We start from the raw sequence: 15,095 nt of genomic DNA on the forward strand, positions 1-15,095 counted from the left end.
CATCATGACAGACTGATTCCTCTGTCCGTGGTCTATTGCTGACCTACCCATTTCTGAGTATATTAAAATTTGTAAATTTAGGCTTGATTAAATATAACGGAAGTGATGAAGCTTCCGAATCAAAGCGTATAAGTGCTGTAGCTACTATTTACTCTCTCGAAGGGGCAGTGTTTATGACTGTATCTGTACTTTCTTCCACAGCGGATGATCAGTTGATCGAAGCGTTTTTTCAACAATCCGAAGGGCAATGGCGTTCGGAGCGTCGCTACTACACCTTGCCCGATGGTGAAGTGAAAGAAATGATCAGCATGATCACGATTCGCTTTTTACCGCAGGGAGCGCCCGAACTGGTCGAACTGGCTCATCTGCATGGACTCGAAGACGAAACTGCTATGACCTGCGGTGCAGCCGTCACCTGGGATAGCGAAAACACCGTTTCCGGGCGGACAGAATCGAAAGGCTCGACGTTATTTGGCGTGATTGGCTCAGTCTTATACCGCGATCGCGGATTCGCAACCACGAAACCCATCACCGCAGGCTTCTACTTCACCAATCCTGATACGCTCTGCCTCAGAACCGAATACAAAGGCTCGGTGTTTGAAGAAGAACTTAAACTGATTGGCAGTAAATACCGCACTCGACAAACGATCATTTCCCGCGCTGGCGAACAGCAAATGATCGGACAATACATCGAAAAGCGCATCGCTTAAGGCGTTTACCAAGGTGGGAAAAATTTTTCTCACCTTTTTTGTTGGCGACCTGCATAAAGCGCGATCGTTCCTCCTACTGAGTGAGTGTAGAGGATGAAACACCTCACAACACACACTCAAGCAAGGAAACTGATTATGAAACTCGTTCAATTCTCTGGCGCTTTGGTTCTCGCTTCGACTCTGTTTACTGGAATGATGCCTGCTCGCGCGAACGATGCTCTATTCGGCAAATTGGCAGACAAAATTCAATGCAGCACGGCGGATGTTGGATTGGGTAACAACACACAGAACAACATTCAAAGCAATAGTTCTTCCCGGCAATCCTCAAGCTCTAACAGCAACAACGCTTGGGGTAACGCCTCGAATAGCCAATCGAGCAGAAGAAATCAGAATGCGGGTGGGGGTGGCTCAGTTAGCGTATTTGGATTGGTCAGCGTTGGCGGTTCGGGCGGTTCACAAAGTAGCCAGCAAAGTCAATCGAGTCGCTCCAGTGCTTACGGGGGCAACAGTAGCGCTCAAAATTCGAGTCGCTCTAGCAATTCTTCGTTTAGCGATCGCAGTTCGTCCACCGTCGTTGTCGGTGAGGTGAAAGACTGCGATTCCAATAACGCTGCTGCCGCATCAGTCATTACAACGCTCGATAGCAACCGGACGGCTGAAAAAATGAACGCGGACAACAACCGGACTGCCATTGAGTTGTTCAACTCCCAACGCCGAGCAGGTCAAGTCAACAACCTGATTCAATGGTATACACCGCAGCGCTAATCAAATTGATTTGAACTCAGGGCTGAGGAGTGCGAGATGCGCCCCTTTTTTGGGATCGTTCTACTAGAACACAGCGAGACCGATTGATAGGAGATTGCTACGATGGCGAACGGACTTCTCAAGGTCGATCGAAGTCCGACGGAGGACGGAAGCGCTCAACCGGGACATCTTGCAGCGCTTGAGACATGAAATCACGCCAGATTGGAGCCACAAACGTGCCTCCCGTTGCCCCACCTCCCAGAGTTGTATAGTCATCATTCCCGACCCAAACGGCAGTCGAAAGCTGAGGCACATAGCCAACAAACCAGATATCACGCTCGGATGACGTGGTTCCGGTTTTACCTGCGGCGGGACGACCAATCTGCGCAGCAGTGGCAGTTCCGCGTGTGATCACCCCTTGAAGCGTATCGTTGGTTGCAGCAGATGCCCAGGGATCAAGCACCAGTCTCGGTTTCGGCGTGTTATCTAGGAGGACGTTGCCGCTACTATCGGTCACTTGTGCAATTAAAGTCGCTTCTGAGTACCACCCGTTATTTGCGAAGGCAGCGTAAGAGCTTGCCATTTCTAGCGGAGTCAGGTCAACGGCTCCCAAGGGCAGCGAAATCACGGGGTTAATCGGGCTTTTGATTCCAATGCTGCGACAAATTTCGACAATTTTATTAAGACCGATTTCTTGCCCAAGCTTCACGGCGGGAACGTTGCGAGATTGCTCTAGAGCGCGTCTCAGGGTCATGGCACCCCCGAAGCTACGATCGTAGTTCTGGGGGTAGTACATATCATAGCCATCGGGATATCCCACAGGCGCATCGAGGATGGTGGAATCTGGCGCGTACTTGCCGGACGCATAAGCCGCATAGTACACAAAAGGCTTAAACGCTGATCCCGGTTGCCGCAACGCTTGAATCGCGCGGTTGAACTGGCTCTTCTTTGCATTGACACCGCCGACCATCGCTTTCACAAACTGTGTCCGGGGATCAACCGCAACGATCGACATCTGATCCGCGCCGACTCCTTGAGCATTGATCGAGGCAAGCGATCGACGTGCTGTGTCTTCAGCGATGCGCTGCATTCGAGAATCGATCGTCGTTTGAATCCGCATTCCGCCCTTGAGGACTGCATCTCGCCCGAATTTGCGCGTCAGTTCTTGCACCACTGCATCGGTGACATACGGCATTTGACTGGTCTGGAACGAGGTAATTTTTCCGAGCTTGATCGGATATTTGCGGGCAGCAGCTTCTTCAGATGCTGTGATCCAACCGAGTTCTCGCATTCGATTCAGCACATCGGCTTGACGCGCTTTTGCCGCCTTCATGTCCGCAAAGGGGCTGAGGGCTTCGGGCGATTGAATCAGCCCTGCCATCATTGCCGATTCTGCCAAATTCAGACTGGCTGCATCTTTGTTGAAATAGCTTCTGGCGGCGGTCTGCGCTCCATAGGTGTTGTGCCCCCAATAGACCTGATTCAGATACATCTCAAGAATCTGGTCTTTTTTGAAAATCTGCTCGATTCTTAGCGCTAAGACGGCTTCCGCAACTTTTCGACTCAGGGCACGCTCCGGCGACAGAAATAGGTTCTTCACAAGCTGCATCGTCACCGTAGAACCGCCCTCAACGGTGCGCCCGGATGTGAAGTTTGCTACCCCTGCCCGTGCGATCGCCCCTGCATTCACGCCGCTATGCGAATAAAAATAGCTGTCTTCGATCGCGATTACTGCCCGTTTGAGATGCGGAGAAATGCTGTTGAGCGGCACGACTTCCCGGTTTGCTTCACCGTGAATACTGGTGAGCTTTTTGCCTTTTATGTCGTAGATATGCGTCGTTTCGCTGGGTTTAAAGGCACGCAGCGATCGTACATCCGGCAAATTACGAAAACTAATCGCGAGTCCGACAAGACCGCCTGCAACGACTGAACTCGACAGCATCGTAATCGCCAGCAGCGTTCCGCCCGTCACTTTGCCCACCGACTGGAAAAATTCCTTTGTGGTTTCGGGTTGTTGCTGCTGCTGCTTTTGTCTAAGGGTATTGGACGACACGGCAAACTCTCTTTCAGTTAAAGAATCAGTTAAAGAAGTAGGGCATGAGAAAGGATTCAGAGATTGGAAGAAAATTCCGTCAGACCTTGAATCGTTGAGACAATTTCCGAGATGAGGTGAAACAACTTTAGTAGGATAATTGAGACTCAGGCAAATGGAGCAAATCGATCGAGCAATATCGTTTAGTCGTGTGGATTCGATTTAGGTCAAAATAAGAAGCCGTTGTTTAGACTGTTGATTTTTCTCAAAAGTATAAAGTATGTCTCATTCTCTTGACTGGCTGTTTCGGGGTACGACCGAGATTTTCCCGGATCAGCCAGATTCGGCTCAGCCGACTGAAAATTTACGGGTGCGCTTGGAGAAGAGCAACCGCCCATTGCGGATTAAGTTTGGCATTGATCCGACGGGAACTGATATTCATTTGGGTCATAGTACCATTTACCGCAAGTTGCGGCAGTTTCAGGATGCTGGACATACAGCGGTGCTATTGATTGGAGATTTTACCGCGAGAATCGGCGATCCGACAGGAAAATCCGAGGTGCGGAAGCAATTGACCGAAGAGGAGGTGAAGGCAAATGCTGCAACTTATCTAAAGCAGTTGCGCCCGATTCTGGATTTTGAGACCCCAGGGCGGTTAGAGATACGCTACAACTCGGAATGGCTCTCTAAGCTGGATTTGAGCAAGATTCTCGAATTGCTGGCAACGATGACGGTCGGGCAAATGCTGGCGAAGGAAGGCTTTGCGGAGCGCTACAAGCAAGGAAGCGCGATTTATCTGCACGAATTTTTATACCCGTTGATGCAGGGCTACGATTCGGTGGCGCTAGAAGCCGATGTCGAACTCGGCGGAACCGATCAGAAGTTCAATCTCGCCGTCGGACGGGATTTGCAGCGTCATTTTGGGCAGACTCCGCAGTTTGGATTGCTGATGCCGATTTTGCCGGGGTTAGATGGCGTTCAGAAAATGTCTAAGTCTCTGGGGAACTATGTCGGATTGTCGGAAGATCCGCTCAGTATGTATTCGAAATTAGAGAAAGTTCCAGACAACGCGATCGAGCAATATTTTGAGCTTCTGACCGATTTACCGCTCGATCAACTGCCGGAGAAACCTCGCGATCGTCAAAAACTTCTGGCGCTGGATGTGGTGAGCCACTATCACGGCAAAGAACGCGCTCTTGAAGCGCAAAGCGCAGCGCTGAATCTGGTTCAAGGTGGGGGAACCGAGAGCGATTCGGTGCCAGAATTTTCGCTGTCTGGGGTGCAATTTCCGGCGAAACTGTTTTATCTCGTGAGTGCGGCGGGTCTGTGTAAAAGCAGCTCCGAAGCGCGGCGACAGATTCAAGGCGGAGCGGTGAAACTGGACGGTGAAAAAATGAGTGAGGTCGATCGTTTGTTTGAGTCACCAGAAGCGCTGAGCGGAAAAGTGCTTCAGCTTGGTAAAAGTAAGTTTGTGCGGTTTGTGCCATGAACGATCGCATCATTGTTCCGTTAGATGTGCCGTCGGAAGCAGCCGCGATCGCGCTCATCGATAAGCTGCCTCAAGTTACCTTTTGGAAAGTCGGCTTAGAACTCTTTGTCAGCAGTGGATCGAATATTTTGACGATTCTGAAGCAGCGTCAGAAACGGATTTTTCTTGATCTGAAGTTCCACGACATTCCGAATACGGTTGCGGGCGCTTGTGCGGCGGCGGCTCGATTTGGTGTGGATTTGATTACGATTCATGCGACTGCCGGGAAAACCGCATTAGAGCAGGCGCAACGAGCGATCGAGTCAAATACCCCAGAGGGGGCTACGCCGTCGAAGCTGATCGCAATTACGGTGTTAACGAGTTTATCGGCGCGATCGCTAGCGTTTGAGTTGAAGATTCCACTCGAACTGCCTGAATATGCGTTAGAAATGGCGCTTTTGGCAAAAGAAAGCGGGTTATCAGGGGCAGTTTGTTCGCCGCAGGAAGTCGCGCAACTGCGGCAAGTGTGCGGTGATGAATTTGTGCTGGTTTGTCCGGGGGTGCGTCCGACTTGGGCGGCTGCGGGAGATCAGCAGCGAATAATGACTCCGAAGCAGGCAATTGCGGCGGGCGCAACGTATTTGGTGATTGGGCGACCGATTACGGCAGCGGATGATCCGGTGGGGGCGTTCGATCGAATTTGTGAGGAACTTGCAGGATGAAAATTGCTCTACGGACTCCTAATGGCGACGTATATCAAAATACCCTGATTTCTCCTGGCGGTGTTGACCTTATGGATGAGACCGCCGGACTTTGAAGCAGTTTATTTCAAGCGTGGGGAGGATTCTTCTGTTTTGCGCTGCCTGGTAGTCTACCTCTTAATCTTGGTAGTCTTAACTACCATTTGATGATATTAAGGAGAAGATTTATGGTTAACAATACAAGCGACTCATCTAATCGGGTTAACAGAGATACCTACGATCGTGGAATTGTTCCAGCCGAAACAGCCGCCCGCAAGGAGCGCGAAGGTGAGCAATTCAAAACAACACCGACCGAAGCACGAGAAGCGAGTGCAGCAACTGATGATCAAACGGATGAAGGCAGCATCAAAATGACGGATGGGTATACCGTTGATCAAGAAGGCTTGCTGAACAACTATGCCATTGAGCCAGAGATGTACTACGAAGTGCCGGGAGATGCGCGGCAAGCTGAAGAGGAGGCAAAGGCAGAGCGGGCTGAAGAACTGCACGACATCAATCAAGATGAAGCAGGAGCTTTAACGATGGATGCTGACCAGCGCGGAAAAGGATCAGGGATAATCTAATTCTGGGAACTTCTGCAATGCAGATTCTCGTCGATCGTGGTTCAAACTACGATCGACATTTTATTTCTAAAGTCTCTGAATAACGATGCAGCGAATTATTGCTCTTGGTGTTGCGATCGCCACTCTCCTGCCAATTTCTCCGGCTCATGCGGCGCGTGTTGCCTGCCCGACCGAAGTTGAACCGATGATAAAAGCAATGCTGCCGGCTCTGCCTGGATATGCCAATCGCATTGCTGCTCGATCGCGCCTTGGCACCATTCGTTCACCGAGAAGCTCAGTCCTGCTAGCCGGACGACCTGAATTTGAGCCGTTACCGCTTAACAGCGATCGACCCGTTGATCCCACACTCAAACAAGCCTTTATCACAACGTTAGGACGTGAATTTGTCAGCGGTAAAGGAGTCGAGCTGCAACAATTTCACTGGCTATTTCTCACCCGCACTCCAGAAGGTTGGCAACTAGCGCTGATGTTTACTCGAATTGGTACGACTATCCCCAGTCAGCCGATCACTCCGCCCAGGGAAAGCCGTGACGGAGTAATTGGGCAAGCGGTTCAACTGTGGCTACGGGATTGCAATGCTCAAGGAATTCGAGTCCGCAGTGAGTGATCGACTAACTTCTAAAGCCTCTTGCTGCGTTGATATCCAGTTCGATGCTGATTGAATAGAGCGGTAATGCAACGTCTCATACCGAATCAATTTGTTAATGCGACAGATCCTTCGCCCCCTAAATCCCCCATACTGGGGGACTTTGAGAATCCGAAACAGATTGGGCTTGAAGTCCCCCAGTATGGGGGATTTAGGGGGCTTCCAAGATCTGTCGCATTAACAAATTGATTTGGTATCAAGAGACAATCTTTGCTTGGCAATGAGGACAGTAATACAATCGCCGTCCTGCAAGGATTTCTTTCACAATCAAGGTTCCACAGACAAAGCAGGGGCGATTCTCTCGATTAAACACAGAATGCCGATAGTCACTTCGCTTTTGTCCTTGGGCTTTTAATTGCATTGCAAGGGTTAAATCATTGGTGATGCCCTTTGTCTGATAAGACTGTTGTGTGACAGTTAGAACAGCTTGTGCTAGTGCATGAATTTGATTGTCAGAACAATCGATCGATCGCAACACCGGATACACTCGCGCTACAAATAGAATCTCACTGCGAAGATAGTTTCCCAATCCACCCAGGAAATGCTGGTCTAACAATAAAATCGGTAACTGTCTACGATAAAACCGCTTGTCTCGAAACCTTGCTTCAACCTGTTCGACAGTCACTGCTTCGTCTAACACATCTAATTCAATCCGACTCAAGAATGGATGCGTCGCTAACTCGGATTGTTGTAATACATCAATCTCAGAAGCACTGTACAGCAATGCAGATTTCTGAGCATTGTGAATAGCTAGCCGTAACTGTCGATTTGTTTGTGGATAAGAATGAGGTTGGCGTACATACCAGCGACCATAAAGCTGATTGTGGCTGTAGAGATAAAGCTGATTGCTAAAGCAAATCACCATGCCTTTGCCGCGAGTCCGCACCGCCGTTACACACTGCCCGATCAACTGAGATTCGTAGGGTTTTAATCGCTCAAACGCAAAGAAGATTTCTGTCACTCGTCGATCGACCAGTGCTGCTGCAATTTGGTCAGCCGAGATGCGAATTTCAGGGCCTTCAGGCATTGGGGTGCGCTAGATTAGAGGTATGTTAGAACTACATTGTCACACAACTTACTCAGACGGAATGCTGAGTCCGACCGAACTCGTAGGGATGGCGATCGAGTCCGGTGTGCGTGCGCTTGCGATTACCGATCACGACACAGTTTCCGGGTGGGATGAAGCGATTGCGGCGGCTCCTCCCGAACTCGAAATCGTTCCCGGTCTAGAATTAAGCACCGTTTGGCGCGATCGCTCTCTGCATATTTTGGGCTTTTATCCGGATCGCGATCGTCTCGTTCCCCCGTTGAGCGAACGCCTCGAAGGACGAAAACGCCGTGCTCAAGAGATGATCGATAAACTCGCAGCACTGGGATATGAAATTGAGCTTCCCTCGATGGGTGAAGGCATGGCTCCGGGTCGTCCGCATATTGCCTCTGCCCTGGTGAGAGCGGGTCATGTGGAATCGACGCGAGAAGCCTTCGATCGATTCTTAGCCGACGATCGCCCCGCCTTTGTGCAATACGAGAAATTTAGCGCGATCGCAGGCATTCAATTGCTGCGTGAGTGTGGTGCAGTTCCGATTTGGGCACATCCGTTTCTATTTCGAGGCGCACCTGTCAAAGAGGTTCTACCGCAACTGGTCGAAGCGGGATTGATGGGGCTGGAAGTCTATCATCCAAGCCATACACTTTGGCAAGCAGAACGGCTGAAAGAAATGTGCGCTCAGTACGGATTGTTGATGAGCGGGGGCAGTGATTTTCACGGCATTCCGGCGGATAGCAAGCCGGATGAATATCGATCGCTCAATAGCTTAAAGGTGTCGATCGATCTCCTTGAGCCGATCAAGCAGGCGGCGAACCACCTTAAGGGCTGAACAATTCTCAGGTTTCTCCGGATAAGTTCTAGAAGACTCGAATACGGTGATTGGTAGATGCACCCTGATGATTTAACCTCCGATGTTAAAGTCGGAGGTTTTTTGTGTTTTTGAAAGTTCTCAGTATCGATCGTTGCGACTGGAGATTCTGATAGAAACCCGCGAGCGCACGTCAGTTTCCTTTGGGATGATCTTTTGCCACCTGTGCGACTCGTTGAGAAATCTCTGGATTGTAAAGTCTCAGATAGTTCCAATAGTTGCCTAACACGGATTTCACATATCCTCTCGTTTCAGAATAGGGAATTGCTTCGACAAATTCATCTGGATCTTGTGATTTCGCTTTACTTACCCATCCTGCCACTGCACCGGGCCCGGCATTGTAGCTAGCTACTGCTAACATCGAATTATTGTCGTACTGCAAGTGTGTATAGTCTAGATACCAGGTTCCAAACTTGATATTCGTTTCAGGGTCAGCGAGTTTGAACTGCTTAACTTTAATATTGTTGGCAATGTATTCGCCTGTTTCGGGCATCACTTGCATCAGCCCAACCGCTCCTACGCTGGATTTGATGTCTGGTTCAAAGCGCGATTCTTGTCGAATCAAAGCCGTTACCAACATCGGATTAAGTTGGCGCTGCTGTGACCAATTCTCGATCGTTTCTACGTAAGGGAACGGATACAGCGCTTGCCAGTACCCGATCTGCTTTCTTAGCTCCTGATACTTCGCTTTATCTTCCGGTTTTTCACGATCGCGCAAACTCCCGACCATATAAAGCCCATCGAGATTTTCCCCAACGCCCAACCGCATTACGCCATCGGTGAATTGTTCTGCGATCGATGGTTGTACCCGATTCTGAAATTCGATCTGCCAATGTGACCAAGCATCGCGCTCTTGACCGAGTTGATAGAGCTCCTTGAGGGCAGGTGAACCTGCTGGAAGTTCTGGACGAGCGAGCGGCTTTTGCACTTGGGGATTCATTGATCGCACCGTGTTAAAGTCGCCCACATTCCAACCGAGCATCGCTGCCGATCTCCATGCGTAATAGGACTCTGAATGTTCGCTCAGGACTTTTTGAAACAGTTTTGCTGCTTGATCATTGTTGCCGATTCGTTGCGCCCATTTTCCTGCCCAAAACCCCGCTTCTGCTGCAATCTCACTGGTGGGATTGTGGGTTAACACAGGTTCTGCCCACTGTTTTGCAAGCTTGAGGTTTCCAGTTTTGGCGCTGCGTTGAGCATAGTCCCAGCGCATCTCAGCAGCAGCCTCCGAATTGGCATATTGAGTCAGAACCAACTGCCGCATTTGTGCAGCCGTTTTCGCACTGTTCATCTTGTCGAGCAGCTTCGACTTTTCTACTAAAGCCTCTGGTGCACGATCGGGAAAGTTTTGAATCACTTGATCAAGATACGCGATCGCAGTGGGGGGAGTGTCGGCTAATGCGGCTAATCGCGTCAACGCTAACCCTGCCTCTGGAGAGTTGGGAAACTGCTGCACCATTTGACGATAGCGTTCGACGGCTCCGGGTCTGCCGCTTAGATGCAGCCCTCGCGCCGATCGATATGCGGTCAGTGGAGTTTGAGGAGCGCGAGCATACGCGATCGCACCTTTATCATAAACTTGGTTCTCCCAGTAACCGAATGCGATCGCTTCCCAGTCCTGTGGCTGTAACTGAGTGCCATACTGCGAAACGAGTTTATCCAGTAGCTCAGTGTATCCATTGCTGCTTGTGCCGTATTTGGCAACAATCAACAGTAAGGGAAGCTGCTTCGGATTTTGCTTGAGGCGAGTTTTAGCGATCTCGATCGATCTTGGATGCGATGGAAATTGGGCTAAAGCTTGATCCCAATATTGGGAATTTTTGCGCCCTAAAGTAAAGAGTGCTTCTGCCGTGGCGGGTTCTTTCGGAAACTGTTTAACGATCGCTTGTAAGGTCTGCGCCGCTTCTTTCTGCTTGCCTGTAACTTCATACGCTTGGGCGCGTTTCATCCCAATTTGCGCCGCTAAAACTGGATAGCTTTTCTCTAGATCCTTCAGTTGCTCTAGTGCTTTTTCACCTTGACCTTGAGCAATCAAATCGGTTGCCAACAAATATCGAGCACGATCGCGCTCTAAAGTCGAACTGGCGCTTTGTGTCGCCTGCTTGAGCGCCCCGGCTCGCTCCGTCGCCGATTTTGCCACCAATGGGCTAATTAACCGGCTCGGAGTTCCAACGCCACCCGATGCGGGAGCTGTCACAGACTGTAGCGAATTTACAACATTCGAGGGCACTTGCGAGACTTGCTGAAGTTTTTCGATCGGGATCAGCGCACCCGCCACGATGCCGATCGCTCCAACTCCAGTTGCTAGCACTAACCAAAACTTCCGCGCTTGAAACAGTGGCTTTCGCATTGGAAAATCCAGAAAGAAGGGGCAATTTGACGCAAACTGTAAGCAGTTATAGCAAAGTTTTAATGATTCTGAAGCAATCAATTCAGCGAGGAGTGCGGAGATAGGGGCAAAGCCACATCATCTTTTGCAAAGGGAATAACGCCACACCCCAGAAAATCGCTTCCCCCTCCCGACTCCCGACTCCCCACTTTATGATCGATACTGGAAAACAGACGTTAGAACCCACTCTTAAGGGCGATTGGCATGAATTTAACAGTCACGGGAACTCCCCTACTCGAATGGTCAGGTGATGGCCTAGCGATCGGGCTATTTGAAGGCGCAGAATTGTCGAGCGATGTGGCAGCGCTTGACCAAAAATTATCCGGTGCGATCGCAGAATTAATCGCAGATGCTGAGTTCAAAGGGAAATCCGGCAGTACGGCATCGACTCGAATCGCAGGCAGCCCGATTCGGAAACTTCTCTTGGTGGGATTGGGTAAACCAGAGGCGTTCAATGGCGAGGCATTGCGGCGATCGGGTGCTGCGGTTGCCAAGTTAGCCAAGCGCGAACGCTGCAAAACGCTCGGTGTGAGCTTGCCGCTCTGCAACGATGATGCGGCGACAACCACGCAAGCGATCGTTGAAGGCATCGAACTGGGGCTTTACAAAGATGTGCGCTTTAAGTCAGAACCCGACGAAAACGGCAAGATCGACGCGATCGAGCTGCTTGGTTTAGCCGGACAAGAAGCAGCAATCGAAAAGGCGCGTCAAATCTGCTCTGGTGTATTTCTAGCGCGTGAACTGGTAGCGGCTCCAGCAAATTACGTCACTCCGGTCACGATGGCAGAAACCGCGCTGGCGATCGCGAATGAACACGGCTTAGAGATTCAAATTCTCGAAAAAGAAGATTGCGAAAAGCTGGGGATGGGAGCTTTTCTGGGTGTCGCTCAAGCGTCTGACCTGCCGCCGAAGTTCATTCACATCACCTACAAACCGCAAGGAACCCCGCGCAAGAAAGTGGCGATCATTGGTAAAGGTCTCACGTTCGATTCCGGTGGCTTGAATATCAAAGGTGCGGGAAGCGGCATCGAAATGATGAAGACCGACATGGGGGGCGCGGGTGCAACCTTTGGAGCCGTTAAAGCGATCGCGCAACTGAAACCCGATGTCGAGGTGCATTTTATCTCGGCAGTGACGGAAAACATGATCAGTGGTCGGGCGATTCACCCCGGAGATATTCTCACGGCATCGAACGGCAAGACGATCGAAATCAATAACACCGATGCGGAGGGACGCTTAACGCTGGCGGATGCATTGGTTTATACAGAGAAATTAGGGGTGGATGCGATCGTCGATCTAGCGACTCTTACCGGAGCTTGCGTGATTGCGTTAGGCGATAACATTGCGGGCTTGTGGAGTCCCAACGATGAACTTGCCGATCAACTCCTGAAAGCGAGTGAGCAATCGGGCGAAAAACTTTGGCGAATGCCGATGGAAGAAAAATACTTTGAAAGTATGAAGTCGGGCATTGCGGACATGAAGAACACCGGAGCACGGGCAGGTGGTGCAATTTCAGCAGCACTGTTTCTCAAGCAGTATGTCAAAGAGACTCCTTGGGCGCACCTAGATGTGGCAGGCCCAGTTTGGACGGATAAAGAGAATGGCTACAACGGGGCAGGCGCAACGGGTTACGGCGTCAGGCTGCTGGTAGATTGGGTGCTGAGTTAGGTTTAAAGATCTGTGAGTTGGGGAGGGTTGTATTCCCCAACTCACAGTACAGTCTGAAAAGCAATCCTCCCTCGATTCTGGGTGGAGGCTGAACGGCTTACAGCAACCATTTAGAGATTTGAGATCATACGGTGGCGGCTCTGGCGACGATTCCACGATCGAACACCAGTCCATCTGTGCCAATCCCTTCGATCTGGAGACGATCGGGATAAACTTCGATCGCGCTGAATCCATAGCGAGACACAGCGTACTCCGTCGTCTTTGAGCGTCCAACGCGGCGGAGATGCGCGCCACCAATTCCGGTCACTAAATAGGTTGTGCCGTCGATCGAGGTCGATCGCTCGTAATGATGTTCATGTCCATTGATATAAAGCTGGACTTGATGTTTCTTGAATAGCGGGGCGAACCTCTGAATCATGACTGGATCGGTGCCGTACACGCCCGACGAATAAATCGGATGATGCCCATAAACAACTTTCCAGGGTGCAGAACTGCGCCCCAACTCAGCATCGAGCCAAGCAATCTGGTCTTTCCAATCGGCGTTACCGTTAGTATCGAGCACAAAGAACTGGACATCTTTTTCGCGGTAAGTATAGTAACGTCCGTTCATGTTGAACCCGGCATAACGAACTTGCGGATCGCCGTTTTCGGTACGGATGTCATGATTTCCCAAGCAGGCGCGGAAGCGGACATTTTGCTTCAGAAGCGGGGCGTAAGGTTGCTCAAAGGCAACGCCAATCCGCTCCATTTCGCCACTGTCGTAAATGTTGTCGCCTGCTAGAGTGACCAGCGAATAGGGATTTTTGCGGTGATAGGCTGCCATCGCATCTGCTGAGGCAAACTGGTTGCGATCGCCTGCCCCTGAGTCTGCTACGGCAACAAAGCGCAGCATCAGTTCATTAGCAGAGGGCTTAGGCGGCTCAGACACGGTTTGAGCCATGCCCGAAGACGGTTCAGGGGAACGACTCAAGGTTTTTCCAGCAACCACGAGACCGAGGCTACCTAATCCTCCTAAAACCAGAAGTTGACGACGCTTTAGACTCATATCGGCTAGTTCTCAACAACAGTGCGATCGACAGATGATAGATTGAAAGTTCAACTGATTTTCACTCTACCGGACGCTAACGGATTTCATTTGTCGAGGAGATCACATCTATGTCACACCCAGACGCAAATTCCCCTACAAACTCACCGACAGAATCCCAGTCCAGTTTGCCACACTCTCAAGCCACCGCCCGCAAGATCCTGACGACGCTGAAAACGAGAACGATCGGGACACTCCGATCGACGAGCCGGATTCTAGAGAGCGCTGCCGATCGCGTCGAAGCGGCGAACGAACTCAATCCGCTACTGGTGAAAATTGCAACGGGTTTGACGATCGCCGCAGAACGATTCTTGCCTATTTGGAGAAAATTGCTGAGTGTGATTCGCGATCGTCTGCCTGCAACTCTGAACGGAAAACTGGGCGATCGAGCGTTGAGCGGCATTGTCGCAGGGGCGATCGTCGTTTTATTTTGGTTCACGTCTTCGCTCTTTGCCTCGAAACCTCCACAACCCGTTCAAGTTGCCAGTCGTCCACCTGTGACGGCTCCAGTTCAACCGACTCCATTCCCGACTAATCTCACTACTCCCGAAGCGGCTCCTGAGATTGTTTCGACTCCGGTAGAGGTGATTGAACCTGCTGAAATCTCTGTTGCCGAGGCTCCAGTAGCACCTTCGACAATTGAGCCGATCTCTGAACCAGCCCCTGAACTAATTGTTCCTGAACCAATGGTCGAAGAACCAATGGTCGAAGAACCAATGGTCGAAGCAGCACCCCAGCCTGAACCAGTCGCAGAACCGATTTCAACTCCTCCAGAACTCACCCCAGAACAAAAACAAGTTGCTGCAATTCAATCTCAAATCATGGAAATTAGCGATCGATTCATTGGGGGTTTGGTAATGGGAGTTGAACCGCAAATCGATCGCGCCCAGATGAAGGTGCGCGTCTCCAAAGATTGGTATCGCTTTAGTGCAGAGCAGCAGGATCAATTTGCCAACGAACTCTGGGCACGATCGCAGACCTTCGACTTGCCTAGACTTGAAATTACTGATGCTCAAGGATCTCTACTAGCGCGTCCCCCGATCGTCGGCGAAACAATGATCATCCTCAAACGCAAAGCTGCGCTCTCTTAGCTCTCTTAAATGTCATACTCATT

The 15,095-nt window shown here is 50.6% G+C and carries 13 protein-coding genes; 9 read left to right on the forward strand and 4 right to left on the reverse strand.

Annotated elements, in window-relative coordinates; translation table 11 throughout:
- Positions 1 to 173 precede the first annotated feature (173 nt).
- Together NC981_RS04665 and NC981_RS04670 are read left to right on the forward strand one after the other, a co-directional pair.
- Positions 174 to 710: a phycobiliprotein lyase gene (locus NC981_RS04665; protein ID WP_348241719.1), complete on the forward strand. Its 537-nt coding sequence runs from the start codon at positions 174 to 176 to the stop codon at positions 708 to 710.
- 135 nt (positions 711 to 845) lie between these two features.
- Positions 846 to 1,475, forward strand: coding sequence for a hypothetical protein (locus NC981_RS04670; RefSeq protein WP_348241720.1), 630 nt, complete (start codon positions 846 to 848; stop codon positions 1,473 to 1,475).
- A gap of 118 nt (positions 1,476 to 1,593) precedes the next feature.
- Here NC981_RS04670 and NC981_RS04675 read toward each other — a convergent pair whose 3' ends face one another.
- On the reverse strand, positions 1,594 to 3,507 hold the full coding sequence (locus NC981_RS04675; protein ID WP_348241721.1) for a penicillin-binding protein 1A: 1,914 nt from the start codon (positions 3,505 to 3,507) through the stop codon (positions 1,594 to 1,596).
- A gap of 259 nt (positions 3,508 to 3,766) precedes the next feature.
- Here NC981_RS04675 and tyrS point away from each other — a divergent pair, with 259 nt between their 5' ends.
- From tyrS to NC981_RS04695, 4 genes are all read left to right on the forward strand, one after another.
- A complete protein-coding gene (tyrS, locus tag NC981_RS04680; protein WP_348241722.1) occupies positions 3,767 to 4,975 on the forward strand; it encodes a tyrosine--tRNA ligase in 1,209 nt (402 codons plus the stop codon).
- Positions 4,972 to 5,676: an orotidine-5'-phosphate decarboxylase gene (gene pyrF / locus NC981_RS04685; protein ID WP_348241723.1), complete on the forward strand. Its 705-nt coding sequence runs from the start codon at positions 4,972 to 4,974 to the stop codon at positions 5,674 to 5,676. Before tyrS ends, pyrF begins: the two co-directional genes overlap by 4 nt.
- 206 nt (positions 5,677 to 5,882) lie before the next feature.
- Positions 5,883 to 6,278 carry a hypothetical protein gene (locus tag NC981_RS04690; RefSeq protein ID WP_348241724.1) on the forward strand — a complete coding sequence of 132 codons (396 nt, stop codon included), beginning with the start codon at positions 5,883 to 5,885 and terminating at the stop codon, positions 6,276 to 6,278.
- Positions 6,279 to 6,363: 85 nt separating this feature from the next.
- A complete protein-coding gene (locus NC981_RS04695) occupies positions 6,364 to 6,885 on the forward strand; it encodes a hypothetical protein (RefSeq protein WP_190375388.1) in 522 nt (173 codons plus the stop codon).
- Positions 6,886 to 7,120: 235 nt separating this feature from the next.
- On the opposite strand, the gene nei is transcribed toward NC981_RS04695, so the two are convergent.
- The gene (nei, locus tag NC981_RS04700) at positions 7,121 to 7,951 is read right to left on the reverse strand and encodes an endonuclease VIII (protein WP_348241725.1); all 831 of its coding nucleotides are present in this window, start codon (positions 7,949 to 7,951) and stop codon (positions 7,121 to 7,123) included.
- 22 nt (positions 7,952 to 7,973) lie between these two features.
- Here nei and NC981_RS04705 point away from each other — a divergent pair, with 22 nt between their 5' ends.
- Positions 7,974 to 8,801 (forward strand): PHP domain-containing protein, encoded by an 828-nt coding sequence (locus NC981_RS04705; RefSeq protein WP_348241726.1) that lies wholly within the window; start codon positions 7,974 to 7,976, stop codon positions 8,799 to 8,801.
- A 172-nt stretch (positions 8,802 to 8,973) separates the two neighbouring features.
- Here NC981_RS04705 and NC981_RS04710 read toward each other — a convergent pair whose 3' ends face one another.
- On the reverse strand, positions 8,974 to 11,190 hold the full coding sequence (locus NC981_RS04710) for a transglycosylase SLT domain-containing protein (RefSeq protein WP_348241727.1): 2,217 nt from the start codon (positions 11,188 to 11,190) through the stop codon (positions 8,974 to 8,976).
- Between the two features lie 243 nt (positions 11,191 to 11,433).
- On the opposite strand from NC981_RS04710, the gene NC981_RS04715 reads away from it, so the two are divergent.
- Entirely contained in the window at positions 11,434 to 12,897 is a 1,464-nt protein-coding gene (locus NC981_RS04715; protein WP_348241728.1) for a leucyl aminopeptidase, read from the forward strand.
- A 124-nt stretch (positions 12,898 to 13,021) separates the two neighbouring features.
- Here the strand turns inward: NC981_RS04715 and NC981_RS04720 are convergent, their stop codons facing one another.
- Positions 13,022 to 13,942 (reverse strand): metallophosphoesterase, encoded by a 921-nt coding sequence (locus NC981_RS04720; RefSeq protein ID WP_348241729.1) that lies wholly within the window; start codon positions 13,940 to 13,942, stop codon positions 13,022 to 13,024.
- Positions 13,943 to 14,052: 110 nt separating this feature from the next.
- On the opposite strand from NC981_RS04720, the gene NC981_RS04725 reads away from it, so the two are divergent.
- Positions 14,053 to 15,072, forward strand: a complete 1,020-nt coding sequence (locus NC981_RS04725; RefSeq protein ID WP_348241730.1) for a hypothetical protein — start codon at positions 14,053 to 14,055, stop codon at positions 15,070 to 15,072.
- The last annotated feature ends 23 nt before the right edge of the window (positions 15,073 to 15,095 follow it).

The sequence above is a fragment of the Leptolyngbya sp. DQ-M1 genome, assembly GCF_039962505.1.
Taxonomy (GTDB): Bacteria; Cyanobacteriota; Cyanobacteriia; order Leptolyngbyales; family Leptolyngbyaceae; genus Leptolyngbya.

Excerpts from the sequence above, each read along its gene's own strand:
- NC981_RS04710 (WP_348241727.1), bottom strand. The coding sequence starts at position 11,190 with ATGCGAAAGCCACTGTTTCAAGCGCGGAAGTTTTGGTTAGTGCTAGCA.
- NC981_RS04670 (WP_348241720.1), top strand. The coding sequence starts at position 846 with ATGAAACTCGTTCAATTCTCTGGCGCTTTGGTTCTCGCTTCGACTCTG.
- NC981_RS04715 (WP_348241728.1), top strand. The coding sequence starts at position 11,434 with ATGAATTTAACAGTCACGGGAACTCCCCTACTCGAATGGTCAGGTGAT.
- NC981_RS04725 (WP_348241730.1), top strand. The coding sequence starts at position 14,053 with ATGTCACACCCAGACGCAAATTCCCCTACAAACTCACCGACAGAATCC.
- NC981_RS04720 (WP_348241729.1), bottom strand. The coding sequence starts at position 13,942 with ATGAGTCTAAAGCGTCGTCAACTTCTGGTTTTAGGAGGATTAGGTAGC.
- NC981_RS04705 (WP_348241726.1), top strand. The coding sequence starts at position 7,974 with ATGTTAGAACTACATTGTCACACAACTTACTCAGACGGAATGCTGAGT.
- NC981_RS04695 (WP_190375388.1), top strand. The coding sequence starts at position 6,364 with ATGCAGCGAATTATTGCTCTTGGTGTTGCGATCGCCACTCTCCTGCCA.
- pyrF (WP_348241723.1), top strand. The coding sequence starts at position 4,972 with ATGAACGATCGCATCATTGTTCCGTTAGATGTGCCGTCGGAAGCAGCC.
- NC981_RS04665 (WP_348241719.1), top strand. The coding sequence starts at position 174 with ATGACTGTATCTGTACTTTCTTCCACAGCGGATGATCAGTTGATCGAA.
- NC981_RS04690 (WP_348241724.1), top strand. The coding sequence starts at position 5,883 with ATGGTTAACAATACAAGCGACTCATCTAATCGGGTTAACAGAGATACC.
- tyrS (WP_348241722.1), top strand. The coding sequence starts at position 3,767 with ATGTCTCATTCTCTTGACTGGCTGTTTCGGGGTACGACCGAGATTTTC.
- nei (WP_348241725.1), bottom strand. The coding sequence starts at position 7,951 with ATGCCTGAAGGCCCTGAAATTCGCATCTCGGCTGACCAAATTGCAGCA.